The 16,977-nt window shown below is 73.5% G+C and carries 12 protein-coding genes; 2 read left to right on the top strand and 10 right to left on the bottom strand.

The genetic code is table 11. The annotated features are described in order from the left end of the window. Nucleotides 1-32 precede the first annotated feature (32 nt). Together H505_RS0121445 and H505_RS0121440 are read right to left on the bottom strand one after the other, a co-directional pair. A complete protein-coding gene (locus H505_RS0121445) occupies nucleotides 33-914 on the bottom strand; it encodes a DUF4429 domain-containing protein (protein WP_026403620.1) in 882 nt (293 codons plus the stop codon). Nucleotides 915-961: 47 nt separating this feature from the next. Further along, complete coding sequence (locus H505_RS0121440) at nucleotides 962-2,653, bottom strand: proline--tRNA ligase (RefSeq protein ID WP_026403619.1); 1,692 nt, start codon at nucleotides 2,651-2,653, stop codon at nucleotides 962-964. Between the two features lie 222 nt (nucleotides 2,654-2,875). Between H505_RS0121440 and proS the strand changes: the two genes are divergently transcribed. Continuing rightward, entirely contained in the window at nucleotides 2,876-4,324 is a 1,449-nt protein-coding gene (gene proS / locus H505_RS0121435) for a proline--tRNA ligase (RefSeq protein WP_245592598.1), read from the top strand. Between the two features lie 27 nt (nucleotides 4,325-4,351). Here proS and H505_RS43490 read toward each other — a convergent pair whose 3' ends face one another. The 8 genes from H505_RS43490 to H505_RS43465 all read right to left on the bottom strand — a co-directional run bounded on the left by H505_RS43490 (nucleotide 4,352) and on the right by H505_RS43465 (nucleotide 13,934). Next, entirely contained in the window at nucleotides 4,352-4,879 is a 528-nt protein-coding gene (locus H505_RS43490; protein WP_034519113.1) for a DUF6328 family protein, read from the bottom strand. Nucleotides 4,880-4,980: 101 nt separating this feature from the next. Beyond that, the gene (locus tag H505_RS43485) at nucleotides 4,981-5,505 is read right to left on the bottom strand and encodes a DUF6328 family protein (RefSeq protein WP_051300994.1); all 525 of its coding nucleotides are present in this window, start codon (nucleotides 5,503-5,505) and stop codon (nucleotides 4,981-4,983) included. Nucleotides 5,506-5,639: 134 nt separating this feature from the next. Then, nucleotides 5,640-7,814 (bottom strand): SpoIIE family protein phosphatase, encoded by a 2,175-nt coding sequence (locus H505_RS51835; protein ID WP_084550623.1) that lies wholly within the window; start codon nucleotides 7,812-7,814, stop codon nucleotides 5,640-5,642. A 103-nt stretch (nucleotides 7,815-7,917) separates the two neighbouring features. Then, nucleotides 7,918-8,670, bottom strand: a complete 753-nt coding sequence (locus H505_RS43475; protein ID WP_051300993.1) for an ANTAR domain-containing response regulator — start codon at nucleotides 8,668-8,670, stop codon at nucleotides 7,918-7,920. Between the two features lie 50 nt (nucleotides 8,671-8,720). Next, entirely contained in the window at nucleotides 8,721-9,155 is a 435-nt protein-coding gene (locus tag H505_RS0121410) for a CBS domain-containing protein (protein ID WP_026403617.1), read from the bottom strand. A gap of 164 nt (nucleotides 9,156-9,319) precedes the next feature. Next, the gene (locus H505_RS0121405) at nucleotides 9,320-9,694 is read right to left on the bottom strand and encodes an SSI family serine proteinase inhibitor (protein ID WP_026403616.1); all 375 of its coding nucleotides are present in this window, start codon (nucleotides 9,692-9,694) and stop codon (nucleotides 9,320-9,322) included. Nucleotides 9,695-9,979: 285 nt separating this feature from the next. Then, the gene (locus tag H505_RS43470) at nucleotides 9,980-10,606 is read right to left on the bottom strand and encodes a sigma-70 family RNA polymerase sigma factor (RefSeq protein WP_051301010.1); all 627 of its coding nucleotides are present in this window, start codon (nucleotides 10,604-10,606) and stop codon (nucleotides 9,980-9,982) included. A gap of 535 nt (nucleotides 10,607-11,141) precedes the next feature. Continuing rightward, nucleotides 11,142-13,934, bottom strand: a complete 2,793-nt coding sequence (locus tag H505_RS43465; protein ID WP_051300992.1) for a M14 family metallopeptidase — start codon at nucleotides 13,932-13,934, stop codon at nucleotides 11,142-11,144. A gap of 643 nt (nucleotides 13,935-14,577) precedes the next feature. Between H505_RS43465 and H505_RS43460 the strand changes: the two genes are divergently transcribed. Then, entirely contained in the window at nucleotides 14,578-16,974 is a 2,397-nt protein-coding gene (locus H505_RS43460) for an ATP-binding SpoIIE family protein phosphatase (RefSeq protein WP_051300990.1), read from the top strand. Nucleotides 16,975-16,977 lie beyond the last annotated feature (3 nt).

The following is a 16,977-nucleotide window of genomic DNA, read 5'->3' as shown; positions in this document are numbered from 1 at the left end:
CCGCCCGCGCGCCACGCCCGCGCGGCCCGGCGTCAGAAGCGGCGGAGGAGGGCCTGCTTGGCGGTGGCGAACTCCTCGTCGGTGAGGATGCCCTCCTTGTGCAGGTCGCCGAGTTCGCGCAGCCGCCGCAGGAGGACGTCGTGGTCGTCGGCCGCCGCCGGTTCGGGGGCGGCCGCCTCCGGCAGCGCCGGGACGTCGTCGGACGGCGGGGCGCTCGGGTGCGGGAGCCGCGCCACGACCGCGGCGGCCACGGCGATCGCGGAGGCGCCCTCCTTCTTGGTGCCCCACAGCGTCAGGCAGTACGGGTCGTGCTTCGGCTTCGGAGGAGCGCCCTGGTCCTTCATGTGGAACCGCAGGTGCCCCTCGTCCAGCCCGACGGACGGGTGCAGTTCGACCTTCAGGACGTCCGCCAGAGTGAACTGCTTCGGGCCCGCCTTCTGCTTCGAGCCCTCGGCCATCCAGCTCCAGTCCAGCCGGACGGTCTCCCCGTCGAACGTCACCGACCCCTCCCCGCCGGACGCCCGCAGCGGGACGCTCGGCCCAGGCAGCAGGTACCGGTCCACCGGCCCGGTGCCGATCTGCTCGATCTGCAGCGTGTTGCGCACCTCGTCGACGAAGTACTCGGCGAGGGCCGCGGCGTCCCTGTCGAGGCTCAGCCGGTACGGGTCGGAGGACTCGTCGAGCGCGTTGCCCGCGGCCTGGACGAGCGGGTCCGCGCCCTGCCGCAGCCGGACCCGCAGCACGCCGCCCTTCTTGCCCGGCTCGTAGGCGATCCCGGCGACCGCCTCCAGCGGGACCTCGAGCTCACCGAGGATGCGCCGCAGCCGGTGCACGCCGCGCCCGTTCCCGGGGACGATCCGCACGAGAGCGCCGTCGAACGTCCAGCGGCCTTCATTTCCGGTGACTTCTGCCATGACCCCGTTTCCCGACATCGCCCATCCGGTGGACCCAGGGTAAAACGTCAGGCAGCAACAAGGGAGCGCACGTGCGCCACGACCGCGTCCAGCGCGACCTTCTCGGTCTCCCCGGTCGAGCGCGCCGTCACCTCGGCCATGCCCTCGGCGAGGGCGCGGCGCCCGATCGTCACCCGGTACGGGATGCCGGTCAGCTCGACGTCGCGGAACTTGACGCCCGCCCGCTCCGGCCGGTCGTCGATCACGACCTCGACGCCCGCCGCCGCGAGGCCCGCGTAGACGTCCTCGGCCGCCGCGAGCACGTCCTCGGTGGTCTGCGCGGGGACGACCGCCACGTGGAACGGCGCGACGGCGAGCGGCCACACGATGCCGCGCTCGTCGTGGTGGGTCTCGACGATCGCGGCCATCGCCCGCTCGACGCCGATCCCGTAGCTGCCCATGACGATCGGGACCTGCTTGCCGTCCGGGTCCAGCACCTCGGCGCCGAGCGCCCGGGAGTACCGGTCGCCGAGCTTGAAGATGTGCCCGATCTCGATGGCCCGGACCACCCGCAGCGGCTCCCCGCACCGCGGGCACGGCTCCCCGGCGGCGACCTCCCGCAGGTCCGCCCACGTGCCGACGGCGATGTCGCGCCCGACGTCCACACCGCGCAGGTGGACGTCGTCGGTGTTCGCGCCGGTGAACATGTTCCGGCGGCCGCGCAGCGCCTCGTCCGCGATCACCGGCAGGCCGGCGCCGACCGCGCCGAGGCTGCCGGGCAGCGCTCCGAGCGCCTCCCGGATCTCCTCCGGTTCCGCCGCCCGGATCGACGCCGCGCCCGTGACGTCCACGAGCTTCTGCTCGTTGAGCGGGTGGTCGCCGCGCAGCAGGACGAGCGTCGGCACGCCGTCGAGCAGGTACACCAGCGTCTTGATCTGCCGGTCGCCCGGCGCGTCGTAGGCGAGGAGGTCCTCGATGGTGCGGACGCCGGGCGTGTCGAACCGCTCGGGCGCCGCCGGGCCCGGCTCGTCCTCCACCGCGTCCAGGCGGGACGTCGCCCGCTCGATGTTCGCCGCGTACCCGCAACCGGGGGAGTGGGCGACGAGGTCCTCGCCGACGTCGGCGGGGCACATGAACTCGGTGGAGCCCGCGCCGCCCATCGTCCCGCTGGACGCCTCGCACGCCAGCGCGGGCAGCCCGAGCCGCTCGAAGATCCGCGTGTAGGCGCCGTGGTAGGCGTCGAACGACGCGTCCAGGCCCGCCCGGTCGATGTCGAAGCTGTAGGCGTCCTTCATGGTGAACTCGCGCGTCCGCATGAGGCCGCCCTTGGGGCGCGGCTCGTCCCGGAACTTCGTCTGGAACTGGTACCACTGCTGCGGGAGCCGCTTGTAGGAGTGCAGCTCCTGCGCGATCGTCGCGAAGATCTCCTCGTGGGTCATGCCGAGCGCCAGCTCGGCGCCGCGCCGGTCGCGGAGCCGGAACATCTCCTCGCCCATCAGCTCCCACCGGCCCGACCGGCGCCACGGCTCCGCCGGATGCAGGGCCGGCAGCAGCATCTCCTGCCCGCCGATGGCGTTCATCTCCTGCCGCACGACCTCGATCACCTTCGCGCGGACGCGCACCGCCAGCGGCAGCAGCGAGTAGTGGCCGGACGCGAGCAGGCGGACGTACCCCGCGCGCAGGAGCAGCCGGTGGCTCGGCGCGTCCGCGTCGGCGGGGTCCTCGCGGAGGGTGGGCACGAACATCTGGGACCAGCGCATCACGCGAGGTTACCCAACACGCCGGCGCCCGCACCGCAGCCACGGCCGTGCCGGCCGCTCGGCACGGCCTCCGCCCGCGGAATTCGCTCCGTCCCGCACCCGGGTCGTCAAGCCGCCCGCGCGTGGGGCGGGGGCGGCCGACACGCGGGGCGTGGGGGCGCGGAGGTCACCGTAAGGGCACGGTGGGGGTGCAGGGCGGCGCAGGTCAGTACCCTGTCCTGCGTGAGTCGAGAAGGTGTGACGCCGCAGAGCGAGGATTTCTCCGCCTGGTACAACGAGCTGGTCGTGCAGGCGCAGCTCGTGGACCGGGGCCCGGTCCGCGGCACGATGGTGATCCGACCGTACGGGTACCGGGTGTGGGAGCTGCTCCAGGCCGACCTGGACCGGCGGATCAAGGACGCGGGGCACGACAACGCGTGCTTCCCGATGCTCATCCCGGAGTCCTACCTCAAGCGCGAGGCCGAGCACGTCGAGGGCTTCTCGCCGGAGCTGGCGGTCGTGACGCACGCGGGCGGCAAGGACCTGGAGGAGCCGCTGGTCGTGCGGCCCACGTCCGAGACCGTCATCGGCGAGTACATGGCGAAGTGGATCGACTCGCACCGCGACCTGCCGCTGCTGCTGAACCAGTGGGCGAACGTGGTCCGCTGGGAGATGCGGCCCCGGATGTTCCTGCGCACGACCGAGTTCCTCTGGCAGGAGGGCCACACCGCGCACGCCGACGAGGGCGACGCGATGCGGGAGACGATGTGGGCGCTGGACGCCTACGCGGCGGTCGCGCGCGAGCTGGCCGCGATGCCGGTCGTGGCGGGCGAGAAGACGCCCGGCGAGCGGTTCGCCGGCGCGGTGCGCACGTACACGATCGAGGGCATGATGCGGGACGGCCGCGCCCTGCAGGCCGGCACGTCCCACTACCTCGGGACGAACTTCGCGAAGGCGTTCGAGATCCAGTACCAGGACGAGGCGGGCAAGCTGACGCTCGCGCACACGACGTCCTGGGGCATGAGCACCCGCATGATCGGCGGCGTGATCATGACGCACGGGGACGACAAGGGGCTCGTGCTGCCGCCGCGCCTCGCCCCCTACCAGGTCGTGATCGTGCCGATCGGGCGCAAGGAGCAGGGCGAGCAGACGGCCGCCGAGGCGCGGCGGCTGGGCGCGGCGGTCCGGTCGATGGGCATCCGCGTGCACGTCGACGACAACCGGCCGCAGCTCTCGCCGGGCTTCAAGTTCAACGAGTGGGAGATGCGCGGCGTCCCGGTCCGGATCGAGCTGGGCAAGCGCGACCTGGAGGCCGGCGTCGCCACCGTCGTGCGGCGGCTGCCGACGGCGGAGGGGCAGGGCAAGGAGCAGATCCCGCTCGACAAGGTGCCGGAGCTGATCCCGGGGATCCTCGCCGAGTTCCAGGCGTTCCTGCTGGCCCGCGCCGAGGCGTTCCGCGAGGAGCGCACCGCGGTCGTCGACTCCTGGGACGCTTTCGCCGGCCAGGTCGCGCAGGGGTGGGCGCGCGCCCTGCACTGCGGCCGCACCGAGTGCGAGGACGCGATCAAGGCCGACACCGCCGCGACCCCGCGCGTCATCCCGGCGGACGCGCCGGAGGAGGCGGGCGCGTGCGTGAAGTGCGGGGAGCCGTCCGCGTACGGCAAGCGCGTGATCTTCGGCAGGTCGTACTGACGCGGCGGGCGCCGGGGGAGGCGGCGGTCAGCCGCCGTCCCCGGCGCCCTTGCCGCCTCCGTCCTCCTCGAGCGCGCGGGTGGCCTGCACCCGGTCCCGGAACGGCTGGACGAACCACAGCCACGCGCACACGACCCCCACGACGGCGGCGGTGACGATCGCCCACCAGTCCTCGGTGAGGGTCTGGACGATCAGCGTGGTGGCGGCCGAGATCGACACGGCGAGCGCGATGCCGCCGCAGATGCCGAGGCGGTTGGCGCGGCGGATCAGCATCGCCTTCTTGTTCATCCGGAACAGGATGCGGTGCTGGAACACCGGCGTGCTGAAGCAGATCGACGCGGCCGCCGCGCCGAAGAGCGCGATGTAGAACAGGATCTCGCCGGTGTCGTCGACCTTGTCGAACCGCGCCGCGAAGGGGACGGTCAGCAGGAAGGCGAACAGCACCTGCACGCCGGTCACCGCGACACGGAACCCCTGCAGCAGTTCGATCAGCTGCCGGTCGAGACGTTCGTGCTCGGTCTCGTTGCGAGGCTTCATGGCCGGGTCCACGCTCATGAACGTGCTATTACCCGGTAAAGAAGTGAACAGTCGGTCATAGTCGGATCTGTTGCGAGCGCCCCGTCGCGGGCCGTCGTCCGGAAGCCGGGGTCCGGAAGCTACTCCGTGCCGGGGATGTCTTCGAGCGTGGTGCGGGCCATGCGGCGGATCAGCCGGAGTCGCTGGCCCAGCGGCTGCAGGAACCACAGCCAGCCGCACAACGCCACGACGCAGAGCGCGGTGCTGGCCGCCGCCCACCACGCCGTCAGCGTTTCCATGATCAATGTGGTGGACGCCGAGATCGACAGGGCGAGGGCGATGCCGCCGCAGATTCCGAGCCGGTTCGCCCGGCGCACCAGCATCTCTTTTTGGTCCATCCGAAAAAGGATCCGGTGCTGGAACACCGGCGCGCTGAAACAGATCGACGCGAATGCCGCCCCGTACAGCGCGATGAAGAAGAGGATCCGGCCCGTCTGGTCGATCTTTCCCCACCCCGCCGCGTACGGCACGGTCAGCAGGAACGCGAAGAGCATCTGCACGCCCGTGACGGCGACACGGAAGCCCTGCAGCATTTCGATGAGTTGCCGGTCGAGTCGCTCATGATCGGTTTCGTTGCGTGGCTTGAGTGACGGGTCGACGCTCATGCTGTTTGGGTACCCAGGCAGTGCGCTGACCAGTCGATTTGGCAGGTCAAGTCTGCCGGGCGCACCAGTTTCTTCGGGGAATTCGCAATCTCTCGGATTGATTTCGCATTCCGTGCGCGAGCGCGGGCGGCCGCTCAATTCAGGGACGGCGGTTCCACCCGCAGCGCCAGCATCGACACGTCGTCGCGCAGATCGCCGTCGCAGAACTCCAGCAGGGCCCGCTCCACCGCCGCGAGCATCCCCTCCGGCTTGTCCTTGGCGTGCGCGGCGAGCGTCTCCAGCAGCCGCTCCATCCCGAACTCCTGCCGCTGGAGGTTGCACCCCTCCAGGACGCCGTCCGAATAGAGGACGAGCGTGTCCCCGACGGCCAGCTCGACGCCGTCCAGGCCCGGCTCGAAGTCCTCGAACAGCCCGAGCGGCACCCCGCCCCGCGACGCCGACCGGATCACCCCGTCCGCCCGCACCACGATCGCCGGCGGGTGCCCCGCCACGCCCAGCGACACCAGCGCCCGCTCCGTCTCCATCGTGAGCCCCGCCATCACCGCCGTGACGAACCGGTCCTCGTCCAGCAGCGCCTCGTTGACGACGCCGAGGACGTCCCCGGGCGTCGGCTTCCAGCGGGCCGCGAGGCGCGCGCAGTGCCGCGCGGTGGCGGTGACGGCCGCCGCGTCCTCGCCCTTCCCGCACACGTCGCCGAGGATCAGCCCCCAGCCGTCCTCGGTGCGGAACACGTCGTAGAAGTCGCCGCCCACCTCGGCGGCGCCGTGCGTCGCCGTCAGGTAGCGGGCCGCGACGGACGCGCCCGGGATCTCCGGCAGCGTCTTCGGCAGCAGCCCCGCCTGGAGCGTGTCGGCGACCTCGGCGCGCCGCCGGTACAGCCGGGACGCGCGGATCACCAGCGCCAGGTACCGGCCGAGCCGCTGCACGACGCCGAGGTCGACGAGGTCGAACGGCCCGTAGTCGCCGCTGGCCGTCAGCGTGATCGTGCCGAGGCAGCGCTCGCCGTCCTCGATCGGGACGCTCAGCACCGACGTCGCGCCGATCTTCGCGCAGACGGGCTGGCCGTCCGGGCAGACGCCCAGCAGTTCGAGGTCGTCCACGTGCGGCCGCACGGTGCTCTGCCGGGTGAGGAACACGGTGTGCGGGAGCGTGCCCTGCACGGGCTCCAGCTCCTCCAGCATCCGCGCCGCCTCCACGGACCGCTCGTCGTCGGGGCCCATCGCGACCTGGCGGCGCAGCATCGGGACGGCGTCCGCGGCGGTCGCGCCGCCCGCCCCGGGGAGCGCCGGGCCGCCGGGGCCGGTGAGGTCGACGAACGCCCAGTCGGCCAGCTCGGCCGCCAGCAGCCGGGCGCAGCGCCGCACCGCGACCGTCTCGTTGAACACCGGCTCGTCCAGCAGCAGCTCGCAGGCGGTCGCGAGGACGTCCATGCGGTGCACGAGCGTGGCGACGGTCTCGTCGTCGCCCGCCGGGACGCCCGGGACCTGCGGCACCGGCGCCGCCCGCTCGGCCCGCGCGTCGTCCGTCCCGGCCGTGGCGCGCCGCGCCCCCGGCCCGTCGGCGTCCGGCCGCCGCGGGACCGCCGTGCGCGGGACGGCCCGCGCCGGGTCCGGGCGCGGCGCGCTCCCCGCCGGCCGCGCGCCCGCGGCCCGCTGCTGCGGCTCCCGCTTCCCGGCCTCGCCGGCCGGCCGCGCCCGCGTCGCGCCCTCCCCGCCCTGCGGGGGGTTCGCGCCCTGCGGCGGGCCGGCGGCGCCCGCGGCGACCACGACCATCGGATCCGGCTCGCCGCGGATCCACACCCGCGCCAGCGTCACCACGGCGTCGATGCCGCGTTCGCGGCCGAGGAAGCGGACCTGCACGCGCCGCCGCCGGCCCGTCCGGACGACCGCCGCGAGCTGCGACCGCACCGCCGCCCGCGTCGCCAGGTCGCAGAACGACGCGAACTGCTTGCCGGACACGTACCCCGCCGACACCCCGAGCAGCGACGCGGCCTGCCGGTTCGCCCGCCGCACGCTGCTGCTCCGGTCGAGCAGGAACAGCGGCACGGGCGCGTCCTGGAACACCGTGCGCAGCACGCGCCGCTCGTTCTCGGCCGCCGCCGACCCGCCCTGCTCGGCGCCGTGCTCGGTGCCCATGGCGCGCAGCGCCGCCAGCGCGAGTTCGAGTTCGACCAGTGCCGCGTCGAGCGTCGCGCGCAGATCGGGCTCCGGCAGGCCCGCGGCCTGCCGGAGCTCTCCGATGCGCCCTTCGAGCTCGGTGATCTCGCGCAGCATCGCTTCCGGCTCGAGCTGGTCGAACTGATCGTGCATCCGATCTCCCTTTCGTCCGTTCGCCACGGCGAAACCGGACGGGCCGACGCCCTGACCGGGCCGGGCCCTGCTCCTGACGATCGCTTTGCCATCGCCCGCCCGGCTAGGTGATCCCCTGGTCACCGACGATACGCTGGGCCAACGCCGTGAGCTTCACGTGCCGTGTCTGGGAGATGCGGCGCATCTCGGCGAACGCCTCGTCGGCATCGCAGCCGAGCGCGTGCATCAGGATGCCCTTCGCCTGGTCCACGACGGCGCGGGCCTCGACCGCCTCCTGGAGCTGGACGGCCGTGCGGTGGACGTCGTCGTACTGCTGGGTGTTCGACATCGACGCGCTGCCCTGCGCCATCAGCAGCGCGGCCAGCGCGTGGCGCCCGGAGCCGAGCGACTTGGGCGTCACCCCGTACAGCGTGAGGGTGACCATGACGTTCGCGTTCAGGTGCGGGGACATGGTGAAGCAGCGGACGCCGCGCCGCAGCATGTCCGCCATGGTGTCGGGCCAGCGGGTCTCGACCAGGATGTCGTCGGACCCGAGCGGGCGCCGCTCCAGCACCATGTCGAACAGGGGGCCTTCGCCGCGCGCGAGCTGGCGGTCGGTGATCTCGGCGATGTCGGGGTGGCTGGCCGCGGCGGCCAGCGGTTCGGGACGCGCGTCCTCGGGCACGGCGGGGGCGGCGCCGTTCGTCCGGGGCATCGCCCAGCGGACGCCGGACGCGCCGGCGCAGCCGGGCACGGCCCGGGAGGCCAGCTCGGCCACGCGGTGCAGCGTGCCCACGTCGGAGGATTCCCCGACCACGCCCAGCCGCGCGATCTCCAGCGCGAGCTGGTCGGTCAGGACCGTGTCGGTCGGCGTCACACCATTGACGGTATCTCGCCGTCCGCCGTGCGCCGACCCTCGGTCCGGGATCAGCTGTTCGGGGCCGCCTTGCTGATCTCGTGCAGCGGGCGCGCCGTGCCCGGCCCGGCGCCGTCCGCCACGGCGAGGTCGCCCAGGGTGACGATTCCCACGGGGCGCTGCAGGGCGTCCACGACGGGCAGCCGCCGGACGGCGTGCTCGCACATCAGCCGGACGGCCGTGCCCGTGTCGTCGTCGGGCCGGACGGTCGTCAGCTCGGCGGTGCACACGTCGCCGAGCGGCGTCCGCGAGGTGTCGCGGCGCTCCGCCACGGCCCGCACCACGATGTCGCGATCGGTGACGACGCCGCACAGGCGGCCCGCGTAGGTGACGAGGACGTCGCCGATGCCTTCGTCGCGCATGACGCGGGCCGCCTCGTCGAGGGTCGAGTCCAGCGGCAGCGCCTGCGGGGCCGCGGTCATCACGTCGCTGATCATTCGTGACATCGCGTGCGGTTCCTCCTGGTTCTCCGGCGCTCGCATTGGCCGTGTGCGCGCTTTACCCGCGCAAGGCCCGTCCATGCGACCGTCTTGTGATCCGGCCCGCGCCCGCCGCCGGCGGGCGGTCGCGGCCGGTCACCGCCGCTCCCGTCACCGGAGCGGACCGCCGTTCAGAACGCGAAGACCATGCCGGTCCGCGAGCGCATCACGCAGTCGTTGGGGTAGTTCTTGCGGAACCGGACGGGACGCCCGCGCCACGTGCCTTCGGCCCGGACGGTCACGGGGGAGTGGACCGCCGTGCACATCCGGCCGTCCGGCTCGTGCTCGATGCGGCCGCCCGACTCCTCCAGATCGCCGCACGCCCGCACCGCCTCCGGGTGCCGGCCGCCGGGCGGATCGCAGCGCAGCGTCGCCGTCCGCGGTGCGGCGCCCTCCCGGCCGGGATGCTTCAGCGTCAGGCGCAGGGACGTGGCGGATTCGGAGTGGGCGACGGGCAGCAGGGCCAAGGCGGCGCCCACGAGGACGCTGCCGAGCGTGTGCGGCATCGAGGCTCCCGAGGGTCGGGGTCGAGTGACCGAGAGGTACTGGGGGGGGACATCGCTCACTGTACTCGCCCGACTACCCAATGCGCATGGAAACGGTCCGATCGGGTGCGGCCGCCCGGGGGTGGAAAGGGGGCGACCCCGCGGCCACGGGGCGGCCGCGGGGTCGGATCGGGAGGAACGGGGGGTGCCGGGGGCGGGTCCGGGGCGTCCCGCCGGACGGTCCGGGGACGTGCGGGGACGTCCGCGTGGAACGTTCCGGCCGGGGCCGTGCGGCGGATCGGCGGGTCAGGCGGCGAGCGTGTGGTCGGCCGGCTCCTCGGGGCGGGCGCCTCCCGCGCGCGGGTGGTCGGCGAGGGCCTCGCGGAGCTGCTTGCGGCCCCGGTGCAGGCGCGACATGACCGTGCCGATCGGGGTGCCCATCATCTGGGCGATCTCCTTGTACGGGTAGCCCTCGACGTCCGCCAGGTACACGGCGTCGCGGAACTCCTTGGGCAGCGCGCGCAGGGCGTCGACGATCCGCGCGTCCGGGATGCGGTCGAGCGCCTCGTGCTCGGCGGACCGGAACCCCTCGGCGTGGGCCTCGCCCTGGGCGATCTGCCACTCCTCCAGCTCCTCGGAGCCGGCGCGCTGGGGCTCGCGCTGCTTCTTGCGGTAGGTGTTGATGAAGTTGTTGGTCAGGATGCGGTGCAGCCACGCCTTGAGGTTCGTGCCTTCCTTGAACTGGTGGAAGTTCACGTAAGCCTTGGCGAGGGTCTCCTGCACGAGGTCCTCGGCGTCCGCGCTGTTGCGCGTCATCCGGACGGCCTGCGCGTACAGAGGGTCGGCCAAGGGAAGGACGTCCCGCTCGTAACGCTGGGCGCTCGGCAGGTCGCGCTCGGTGCGAAGGTCGGTGGTGAAGGTAGCAGCGGTCATCATCGCTCCCGTGGTCGTTGCCTGCGGGCTCGGGACCCGCAGTCGCGCGCTCGGCGGCGTGCGCGCGCGTGTCGGGCGGAAGGACCGCCCCCCGTTCGGTTCGGTTCGTGCCACCGGTCCCCGACGGTTCTCGGCCGGGTTCGTGACGGGCCCGCCGTCAGGACGTGCTCGTCATCGGGCCGTGGCGGGACGCCGGTTCGGTCCCCGTCGGCTTTGCCGGGGCCCGGCGTGTCGGGTTTGCTCGGCCGCGCTTGGAAGGTGGGCCGAGAGGAGACGCGCGAGTCGGGCGATGCCAGGGCGACCCCGTTGGCCGGGACGTCGCGGGTCGTGTCCGGACCGGCGCTGTTGCTCTCCGGTGGTGTTCCCGTTACGTAAGACGCGGTGTAAGGCCCAAAAGGTTGCGTGGCGTCCGTCACAAGAAGTGGGACGCCCCCAGAAGCGCGTGGCTCCTGGGGGCGTAGTTTACCCGTTGATCAGGGAAAACGTGCCCGATCGGCCCGGCGGGGTCGCCGGGCCGGACCGGCGGTCGGGACGGTCAGGGGAGCAGGAGGTTCAGCGCTCCCTTCATCAGGGCCTCCTGCCGGGCCGTGCCCTCGACCTGTTCGAGGCCGAACCCGAGCAGCACGGTGTCCTTGGTCGCGACGGCCGACACCGAGTCGACGACGGCCTCCGCCCGGACGAACTCGGACAGGTTGCCCGGGCTGCCCGCGGGCGCGCCCTGGACCGCCCACGGCCCGAGACCGGACTCGAAGCCCTCGGCGTCGAGCACCCCGCCCGACGTCGTCACCTTCGTGTCGTCGACGAACAGGCCGGACCCGCCGGTGGCCGGGTCGCTCACGTAGGAGATCGACACCTCGACCTTCTTGCCCGCGTACGCGGCCAGGTCGAACGAGGCCGGCACCCAGCCGCCCGAGTCGCCGGTGAACGCGTTCCACTCACCGGTCGTCCCCGTGCCGCCGCACGGGTTGCCGCGCGTCAGGTAGTGCTCCAGGAACGGGTGCATGTCGAGCAGGTACTCCTGCTCGCACTGGGTCGGGACGGACGTGTCCGTGCGCCCGTTCTCGTCGGGCAGCGTCGTCCAGTCGTCCGCCCCGGCGGTGTGCGCCTCGACGATCACGTTGTCGTACCCGCCCTCGGTGCTGAACGAGAGCCGGGCCTGCAGCTTCGGCGCCTGCGCGGCCGTGACCCCGGTCAGGTCGATCGTCCGCGTGAGCCGCCGGTAGACGGCGTCCTGGTGCGTCCCCGCGACGTAGAACCGGCCCTGGATCGGCTCGGTCCCCGCGGCGGCGCCCGTGTAGTCGCCGGCCTTCCAGCTGCGGAACTGCGGGAAGTCCGCCTCGGGCAGGACCGACGAGGTGACCTGGAAGCCGCCCGCCTCGTTCAGCTCGTTGGACGGCGTGCCCGCCAGCCCCGCCTCGACGCCCTGGAACGGCCGCCGGGACCCCGCGAACGTCGCCGGGGACCCGATGTGCTGCCGGTCGTAGGCGCCCAGGTAGTACTGGAAGAAGTCGTCCGACAGCAGCTCGCAGTCGTCCCGGAAGCTGGTCGTGATGACGCAGGGCTCGTCCGGGGCGCCCTTGAGGCCGTAGTAGAGCCCGCCGCCGTTGTACCGGCTGGCCTCGCCCGCGTACCCGGTCGTCTCACCGACGTGCAGCAGCTTCCCGCGCTCGTTCAGGTACGCGCGGACGTTGAGCTGCGTGTCCTTCGCGCGGTCCGCGACCTGCGAGTCCGGCATCGGCCCGATGGCCGTCTGCACCGGCTCGTCGGCCTCGTCCTGCGTCAGGCGGTTGTCGCCCAGGTACCAGACCACGGCCCGGAAGTGCTTCAGGACGCCCAGGTGGTGCGGCGCGCCGTCCTTGTCGATGTCCCACACGAGCGGCGTGTGCCCGGCCTCGCGCACCAGGTCCGCGTACTGCCCCGCGTACTTGGGCTCGTCCGTCCCGGCTGGGTAGCTCGGGTTGACGCCGGTGTAGTCCTCGTCGGCGATGACGAGCACGTCCGCCTTCGCCCGGTCGCGGACCTCGTAGGTGAAGCGCTCGCTCTCGACGCGCTCGCCCTTCGCGTTCGTCCCCGCGAACCACACCTCGACCTCGTCGCCGGGCTTCTGCCCCGAGACCTTGCCGCGGAACTCGCCGTAGTAGCGGTCGTTCCCGTCGCCGTACCGGTCGCCGCCGCGCCACTCGCGGGCGCCGTCCCGCCGCACGGGGCCGCCGTTGATCCGGTAGAGCAGGTCGCGGTTCGCCAGCGACCGGCGGATGTACGCCGAGACCTCCTGCTCGGACCCGTACGACACCTCGAACGGGTCGGTCTCGAAGTCCGGCGTCGTCCGGTCGACGACCGAGACGGGGTGGTCGGGGTCCTGCGCCGACCGCGCGGTGGCGACCGCCAGCGGCAGGTTGTTCCGGAACTCCTTCTCGACCAGCGCCTCGTCGTCCGGGAACTCGAAGCCGCTGCCGCACCCGTTCGGCTCCCACTCGTCGTCCGGGTCGTATCCGGCGGCCGTCTCGCAGGTCGCCATCTCCGGGGTGTACGAGAGCGTGCCGTACAGGTTGTCGGTGTGGTCGTTGGTGTCGCCGTTGGTCGTGTACAGCTGCGCGCTGAGCTGCGGGACGTACTCGGGGACGGCCGGGTCCTCGGCGTCGCCGAGCAGCGCCTCGTAGATCGGGTCGTCCGGGCTGCGGGTGAGCGTCTGCCAGCCGTTGCCGTACAGCAGCAGCTCCGCCGCCGAGTGGTAGTTGACCAGGTACGTCGGCCGCAGCCGCTCGAACAGCCGCATCTGCGCCTGCGTCTCCGGCTCCGAGCCGGGCGACGGGCCGCGGTAGGTCGCGTTCGTCCGCAGCGGCGACGACCCCTCGTTGTCGTACCCCCACTTGTACGGGAAGTTCCGGTTCAGGTCGACGCCGTCCTGCCCGGTCAGCCGCCCGTCGCCGTCGTTGTCCCGGACGTTCTTGCGCCAGAGCCGGAACCCGTCCTCGAACGTCAGGTCGTAGCCGTCCACGTTGACCACGGGGATGAACCACAGGTCGGTGGTGTCGACGATCTTCGTGAGCTCGGCGTCGGAGCCGTAGCCGTCCACGAAGTGGTGCAGGAGCCGCCGCACCATCTCGGGCGTGATCCACTCGCGCGCGTGCTGCGTCCCCTGGTAGACGACCACCGGGCGCTGCCCGTCCCGCAGGTTCGCGACGTCCTTGCTCACCCGGACGGCCGTGATCGGCTTGCCCTGGTGGGTCTCGCCGATGTCGACGGTCTTCGCGATCGAGGGGTTGTCGGCGGCGACCTTCAGCAGCTCCTCGCGGAGGTTGCCGGGGCCGCTGTAGGGGCGGAACACGTTGTCGGGGGCCGCCTTGGCGCGCGCGGGCGTCCCTGCCGTCCACCTTTTTGACCTTCAGGCCGAGCCCTTGCCGGTTCAGCTCGGCGGCCATCGCGCCGTTCATCACGGCCTCGACGCGGACGCGGTCGCCGTCCGCCTTCGCGATCTCGACGTCCTCGTGGCCGAGTCCGGCCCGGTCGAGGATCTTCATCTGCGCCGGCGACAGCTCGGCGGTGTACACGTCCACGGCGCCGCTCGCGGCGGGCGGCGCGGGGGCGGCGCTCGCGGGGGCCGCCGTGAGCGCTCCGAGCAGGAGCGCCCCGGCGGCCAGGATGGGTGTGAGTCGTCTGTGCCGGAACAGCGTGCGCGTCATCGCGCCCTCCCTGGCATTGATCACAACTGGGGGTTGCGTGATCGTCATCCGGGGTGAGAGGGGTGTCAACGCACTATTGGCGCCATTTGCCGCTTCTGGTCATTTTGGGGCGGGCGTGCACCGGACGTCCGACTGGTGCGTCCGCCCGGCGCGAGAAACCCCGGCCGCTTTCCGCGTAGCGCGGACACGCCGCCGTCACACGATGTAGCGTCACCTTCACCAAGGGTCGCCAGTGCTCGTCAGGCGCCTGCCGATCAGGCGCGCGCGCCGTTCGTCCAGGGGGTCCGCATGACCGTCCCGCAGAGCCGCCCGCCGGACATCGCCGACGGGGCGCCGCCCGAGGCGTACACGCCCAGGTTCCTGCACCAGCAGCTGCTCGGCGTCGCCCGCATCGCCGCCTTCACCCTCGACCGCGACGGCCGCATCGTGCACTGGAACGCCGCCGCCGCCGACCTGTTCGGCGTCCCGCCCGACGACGCCGTCGGGCGCGCCCCCGCCGCCCTCCTGCGGCTCCCCGGCGAGCACCGCGCCGCCTTCCAGCCCGGCGCGTTCGGGCACGTCTGGTGCGGCGCCTGCACCGTGCCCCGCGCCGACCACGGCGAACTCGTCGAGACCGCCTGGTGGGTCTACCCCCTGGAGGACGCGCCCGGCGCCGCCGTCCTCGCCCTGGCCGCCGACCTGCGGCACCTCCGCGAGCAGGGCCCCGGCCTGTCCATGGGCGGCGTCCTCGTCGCCGGACCCGACGGCGCCGCCCGCCGCGACTCCGGCGCCAGCCTGCTGCGCGTCGAACCCGCCCTCGTCACCGCCGCGAGCGACGCCGCCGCCCGCGCCCTCGCCGCCCTCCTGCCCGCCGACCCCGCCACCCCGGCCATCACCCGCCGCGTCCTCGGCCTCGGCTGCCCCGCCGTCACCCTCAGCCTCACCATCCGGCTGCCGATCGTCCCCTACCGCGGCGGCCCGCCCGACGAACCGCGCGTCCGCCCCCTCGCCGCCGCCGCCGGCACCGCCCGCCCCGTCGCGCCCGCCCGCCCCGACGCCGTCCGGCAGCACCTCGCGTTCCTCGGCGAAGCCGGCGACCAGGTCGGCGGCTCCCTCGACCACCTCCAGGCCGCCCGCGCCCTCGCCGCCGCCGTCGTCCCCCGGCTCGCCGACTTCGCCGCCGTCGAACTCCTCGACGTCGTCGCCGACTCCGCCGGCCCCGCCGCCGACATCGCCGACACCGTCCGCGTCCGCCGCGTCGGCGTCGTCCACAACGACGACCCCGGCCGGTGGGACGAGATCGCCCCCGAAGGCGAGATCCTCCGGCTGCCGCCCGGCACGGCCTGCCTCCAGGCCATGCGCACCGGCCGCACCGTCCACCTGCCCCGCGTCGACAAGGCGTGCGCCGACCGGCTCGCCGCGCCCTTCACCGACCGCGACCTGCGCCCCCTCTACACCGGACGCGCGCTGGTGATCGTCCCGCTGATCGCCCGCGGCCGCGCCCTCGGCAACATCAAGCTGCTCCGCAAACCCGACCGCCCCGGCTTCGACGACGTCGACCTCGCCCTCCTCGGCGAACTCGCCCGCCGCGGCGCGCTCTGCATCGACAACGGGCGCCTCTACCGCCGCGAGGTCCACGTCGCCCAGGAACTCCAGCGCAGCATGCTCCCCGACGACCCGCCCGACGTCGCCGGCGCGCGCGTCCGCTACCGGTACCGGCCCGCCGGGCAGGCCGCCCAGGTCGGCGGCGACTGGTTCGACGCCATCCCGCTCCCCGGCTGCCGGCTCGGCATCGTCGTCGGCGACGTCATGGGGCACGGCCTCACCTCCGCCGCGATCATGGGCCAGCTCCGCACCGCCGTCCGCACCCTCGCCGGCGAGGACACCCGCCCCGGCCGCCTCCTCCGCCAGCTCGACGGCCTCGCCCGCCGCCTCGGCGAGGACTACCTCGCCACCTGCCTCTACGCCATCTACGACCCCGTCGCCCGCACCTGCACCCTCGCGAACGCCGGGCACGTCCCGCCCGTCCTCGTCGGCCCCGACGGCGAGAGCCGCGTCCTCGACCTCCCCGAAGGCGTCCCCATCGGCGTCGGCGGCGCCTCCTTCGAAGCCGTCCAGATCCCCGTCGAGGACGGCTCCCGCCTCGTCCTCTGCACCGACGGGCTGCTCGAACGCCGCGACCGCGACCTCGACCAGGGCCTCCGCGAGCTCCGCCGCCACCTCGCCGCCGCGCCCCCCGACCTCGACGCCGCCTGCGACGCCGTCCTCGCCGGCCTCGGCAGCGACAACCCCGTCGACGACGTCGCCCTCGTCGCCGTCGGCTTCGACGGGATCCCGCCCGCCGACGTCGCCGCGTGGGACCTCGAACCCGAACCGTCCATGGTCCGCTGGGCGCGCGCGCAGGTCGCCGACCGGCTCGCCGCCTGGAAGCTCGACGCCCTCACCCCCACGATCCAGCTCCTCGCCAGCGAACTCGCCACCAACGCGCTCCTGCACGGCGCCGGAGCCGTCCGCCTCCGCCTCGTCCGGGGGCGCGCCCTCGTCTGCGAGGTCTACGACGACGGCGCCGACCTCCCGCACCTGCGCACGGCCGCCGCCACCGACGAGACCGGCCGCGGCCTCCAGCTCGTCAGCCACCTCGCCGGCCGCTGGGGCACCCACCGCACCGCGCACGGCAAGGTCGTCTGGTTCGAGCACGACCTATAGGGA

This window comes from Actinomadura rifamycini DSM 43936, assembly GCF_000425065.1.
In the GTDB taxonomy this organism is placed as follows: domain Bacteria; phylum Actinomycetota; class Actinomycetes; order Streptosporangiales; family Streptosporangiaceae; genus Spirillospora; species Spirillospora rifamycini.
This window is presented reverse-complemented; position numbering and strand designations above follow the sequence as displayed.

Coding starts and splice junctions, on each gene's coding strand:
- H505_RS0121410 (WP_026403617.1), bottom strand. CDS start 9,155: ATGTCACGAATGATCAGCGACGTGATGACCGCGGCCCCGCAGGCGCTG.
- H505_RS0121440 (WP_026403619.1), bottom strand. CDS start 2,653: ATGCGCTGGTCCCAGATGTTCGTGCCCACCCTCCGCGAGGACCCCGCC.
- H505_RS0121445 (WP_026403620.1), bottom strand. CDS start 914: ATGGCAGAAGTCACCGGAAATGAAGGCCGCTGGACGTTCGACGGCGCT.
- H505_RS43470 (WP_051301010.1), bottom strand. CDS start 10,606: ATGACCGCTGCTACCTTCACCACCGACCTTCGCACCGAGCGCGACCTG.
- H505_RS43490 (WP_034519113.1), bottom strand. CDS start 4,879: ATGAGCGTGGACCCGGCCATGAAGCCTCGCAACGAGACCGAGCACGAA.
- H505_RS0121405 (WP_026403616.1), bottom strand. CDS start 9,694: ATGCCGCACACGCTCGGCAGCGTCCTCGTGGGCGCCGCCTTGGCCCTG.
- H505_RS43485 (WP_051300994.1), bottom strand. CDS start 5,505: ATGAGCGTCGACCCGTCACTCAAGCCACGCAACGAAACCGATCATGAG.
- H505_RS43460 (WP_051300990.1), top strand. CDS start 14,578: ATGACCGTCCCGCAGAGCCGCCCGCCGGACATCGCCGACGGGGCGCCG.
- H505_RS51835 (WP_084550623.1), bottom strand. CDS start 7,814: ATGCACGATCAGTTCGACCAGCTCGAGCCGGAAGCGATGCTGCGCGAG.